Annotated in this window: 4 protein-coding genes; 3 read left to right on the forward strand and 1 reads right to left on the reverse strand. The window is 54.3% G+C overall.

Going from position 1 to position 4118, the window contains the following annotated elements; genetic code table 11:
- Window positions 1–1168, forward strand: a 1168-nt coding sequence (gene yjeH / locus HP459_RS21715) for an L-methionine/branched-chain amino acid transporter (protein WP_171936823.1), incomplete at its 5' end; no start/stop codon positions are given.
- Window positions 1169–1191: 23 nt separating this feature from the next.
- Here yjeH and HP459_RS21720 read toward each other — a convergent pair.
- Window positions 1192–1656 carry an FxsA family protein gene (locus tag HP459_RS21720; RefSeq protein WP_003855925.1) on the reverse strand — a complete coding sequence of 155 codons (465 nt, stop codon included), beginning with the start codon at window positions 1654–1656 and terminating at the stop codon, window positions 1192–1194.
- Window positions 1657–1991: 335 nt separating this feature from the next.
- On the opposite strand from HP459_RS21720, the gene aspA reads away from it, so the two are divergent.
- Together aspA and HP459_RS21730 are read left to right on the forward strand one after the other, a co-directional pair.
- A complete protein-coding gene (gene aspA / locus HP459_RS21725; protein ID WP_003855923.1) occupies window positions 1992–3428 on the forward strand; it encodes an aspartate ammonia-lyase in 1437 nt (478 codons plus the stop codon).
- 116 nt (window positions 3429–3544) lie between these two features.
- A partial coding sequence (locus HP459_RS21730; protein ID WP_301541006.1) for an anaerobic C4-dicarboxylate transporter family protein occupies window positions 3545–4118 on the forward strand: 574 nt, incomplete at its 3' end.

The raw sequence follows: 4118 nt of genomic DNA on the forward strand, positions 1-4118 counted from the left end.
TGCGGTTCCCGCGCTGGCGGCGTTGGTTGCCGGCAATAACAGTCTTTGGGCATGGCCGGTGCTGATCGTGCTGGTGTTTCCTGTGGCGATTGTCTTTGCCATACTCGGGCGGCACTTCCCGAGCGCAGGCGGCGTAGCGCATTTTGTCGGCATGGCGTTTGGGCCGCGAATGGAACGCGTCACCGGCTGGCTATTTTTGTCGGTGATACCCGTTGGCCTTCCGGCAGCCCTGCATATCGCAACCGGCTTCGGACAGGCGCTGTTTGGCTGGCACGATGAACAGCTGCTGCTGGCTGAACTCGGCACGCTAGCGATTATCTGGTGGGTTGGCTCACGCGGGGCCAGTTCCAGCGCCAACCTGCAAACGCTGGTCGCCGTGTTAATCGTCGCGCTGATCGTCGCCATCTGGTTTGCGGGTGACATTACGGTGGCGGATATTCCTTTCCCCGCGATTAATGACATCGACCACACACAGCTTTTCGCTGCACTATCCGTCATGTTCTGGTGTTTCGTCGGTCTGGAGGCGTTCGCTCATCTGGCATCCGAGTTTAAACAGCCCGAGCGTGATTTTCCCCGCGCCCTGATGATTGGCCTGCTGCTGGCGGGCACCGTGTACTGGGCCTGTACCGTACTGGTGCTGCACTTCAACGCGTTCGGTGAAGAGAAAGCCGCCGCCGCGTCGCTGCCGGGCATCGTGGTGCAGCTGTTTGGCGTTAAAGCCCTGTGGGTAGCCTGCGTGATTGGCTATCTCGCCTGCTTTGCTAGCCTCAACATCTATATTCAGAGCTTCGCCCGGCTGGTGTGGTCTCAGGCACTTTATAAACCGGATAGCCCCCTCTCACGCCTGTCAAAGCGTCAGCTTCCGGTGAATGCGCTGAATACCGTACTGGGCTGCTGCGTGGTGAGTTCCCTGGCCATTTATCTCCTCGACATCAACCTTGACGCGCTGATTATCTACGCCAACGGTATTTTCATCATGATCTATCTGTTGTGCATGCTGGCGGGCTGTCGGCTACTGAAAGGACGCTTTAAGGCGCTGGCGGCTATCGGGTGTGTCCTGTGCCTGCTGCTGCTGGCGATGGTGGGATGGAAGAGTGTGTACGCCATCGTCATGCTGGCGGGGCTGTGGGTGTTTTTACCGAAGCGGCAAAATCCGCAGGCCCGGTGAGCGAGCGCCACCGGGCAAGAAACTTACCGATCGTCTTTATGATCTAACCGGTCGCGCTGCTCATCCTTACGCTGATATTCCCCTTCAAAGGTATCCCCCGGGCCGGTGCTGAAACCACCGCCTGGCATACGGCTGAAACGCAGATGCGGCAGCAGCTTCATGGTCAGATGCTTCTGCACCGGCGGCAACAGCAACAGCAGGCCGAGGAAGTCTGTAAAGAAGCCCGGCAGGATCAGCAGCAGGCCAGCAATAATCAGCGACACGCTTTTGATCATCTCGGCGGCCGGGCTTTCACCTGCGGCCATCTTCTGCTGCATTAACAGGAAATTTTTGAAACCCTGATTGCGCACCAGCGACATGCCGATGACGGAGGTGAAGATCACCAGAATCAGCGTCAGCAGGACGCCCAGCACATGGGCAACCTGGATGAAAATGGAAATCTCAATGTAAACATAAAGAAAGAAAGCAATAAATGGTATCCAGCGCACTGGCATCTCCTGTGTGGCAGGTGCCTTCTGGCCCCTGACTGAATGTGTTCGCGAAGCGCGTAGATAAGAAATGGTGACGGTTAGCCAAAATTCAATCGGTTTGCACGGATATTTTTTCTGGAAATATTAAAGCGGTGACATATTTCACAGATTAATAATTATCATGAAATCGGGTCGATAATAAGTGATCCAGCTTACGGCAATTCGCTATCATCAGCATATGATCTCGAACATCTGGCCGATTGAGGGAATAATCGTCGGTCATAAAATATTCAAAACCACATATCTACTGTGTGTTTAGTACAATCCATCGGCAGCTTGAAAAGAAGGTTCACATGTTAAACAACATTCGTATCGAAGAAGATTTGTTGGGTACCAGGGAAGTTCCAGCGGATGCCTACTATGGTGTTCACACTCTGAGAGCGATTGAAAACTTCTACATCAGCAACAGCAAAATCAGCGACATCCCTGAATTTGTGCGTGGCATGGTGATGGTAAAAAAAGCCGCGGCTCTGGCAAACAAAGAGCTGCAAACCATTCCTAAAAGCGCTGCAAATGCGATTATCGCCGCGTGCGATGAAGTGCTGAACAACGGCAAATGCATGGATCAGTTCCCGGTTGACGTCTATCAGGGCGGCGCAGGCACCTCCGTCAACATGAACACCAACGAAGTGCTGGCAAACATCGGCCTGGAGCTGATGGGTCATCAGAAAGGTGAATACCAGTACCTGAACCCGAACGACCACGTTAACAAATGTCAGTCCACCAACGACGCCTACCCAACCGGCTTCCGCATCGCGGTGTATGCCTCTGTCGTCAAACTGGTCGACGCGATTAATCAGCTGGGTGATGGCTTCCAGCGTAAAGCCGTTGAGTTCCAGGACATCCTGAAAATGGGTCGTACCCAGCTGCAGGACGCGGTGCCGATGACGCTCGGCCAGGAGTTCCACGCGTTTAACGTGCTATTGAACGAAGAGACCAAAAACCTGCTGCGCACGTCCGAACTGCTGCTGGAAGTGAACCTGGGCGCTACCGCCATCGGTACACGCCTGAACACCCCGGATGGCTATCAGCAGCTGGCGGTACAGAAGCTGGCTGAAGTGTCCAACCTGCCGGTTGTGCCTGCAGAAGACCTGATTGAAGCCACCTCAGACTGCGGCGCCTACGTGATGGTGCACAGCGCATTGAAACGTCTGGCGGTGAAACTGTCCAAAATCTGTAACGACCTGCGCCTGCTCTCCTCCGGTCCGCGCGCTGGCCTGAATGAAATCAACCTGCCAGAGTTGCAGGCGGGTTCATCCATCATGCCAGCTAAAGTGAACCCGGTGGTGCCAGAAGTGGTGAACCAGGTTTGCTTCAAGGTTATTGGTAACGATACGACCGTCACCATGGCCTCCGAAGCCGGTCAGCTCCAGCTGAACGTAATGGAGCCGGTGATTGGCCAGGCGATGTTTGAATCTATCCACATTCTGACCAACGCCTGCTACAACCTGCTGGAAAAATGCATTAACGGCATCACCGCGAATAAAGAAGTGTGTGAAGGCTACGTCTATAACTCCATCGGCATCGTCACCTATCTCAACCCGTTCATCGGCCACCACAACGGCGATATCGTCGGGAAGATTTGTGCCGAAACCGGTAAGAGCGTGCGTGAGGTGGTTCTCGAGCGAGGATTGTTGACCGAAGCCGAACTGGACGATATCTTCTCCGCCCAGAACCTGATGCACCCGGCATATAAAGCGAAACGATATACCGATGAAAGCGAACAGTAACCGTTCAGGCTAAGCTTCCGAAAGGCACGTCACTTGTGACGTGCCTTTTTTCTTTATGGCCGTTACCAAAACACAACAATTCAATATCAACTTGTTAATAAGCAAGGCAGGTCTTTATGTTTGGAGCAGAACTCGTCATCGTCCTGTTGGCGATTTATTTGGGCGCACGACTCGGGGGTATCGGCATCGGCTTTGCCGGCGGTCTCGGCGTGCTCGTACTTACCCTGATCTTTCAGATTAAACCCGGCGCAATCCCTTTTGACGTTATCGAAATCATCATGGCGGTTATCGCTGCCATTGCGGCCATGCAGGTCGCTGGCGGTATGGACTACCTGGTGAGCCTGGCGGAGCGTATGCTGCGTCGTCATCCAAAATACATCACCTTCCTTGCCCCACTGGTGACCTGGTTTATGACCATTCTCGCCGGTACTGGCCATACCGCTTTCTCCACGCTGCCGGTCATCACCGAAGTGGCGAAAGAGCAGGGTATTCGCCCGTCTCGCCCTCTTTCTATTGCTGTAGTCGCCTCCCAGATTGCGATCACCGCCTCGCCCATTTCCGCGGCGGTGGTCTTTTTCGCGGGTATCCTCGAGCCGATGGGCGTAAGTTATCTGACGCTGCTGGCGATCTGTATTCCGGTCACGCTGATTGCAGTAATGATCACTGCCGTGCTGTGTAACTTCCTCGGCG

This window comes from Enterobacter sp. CM29 (assembly GCF_013179605.1).
Lineage (GTDB): Bacteria > Pseudomonadota > Gammaproteobacteria > Enterobacterales > Enterobacteriaceae > Enterobacter > Enterobacter intestinihominis.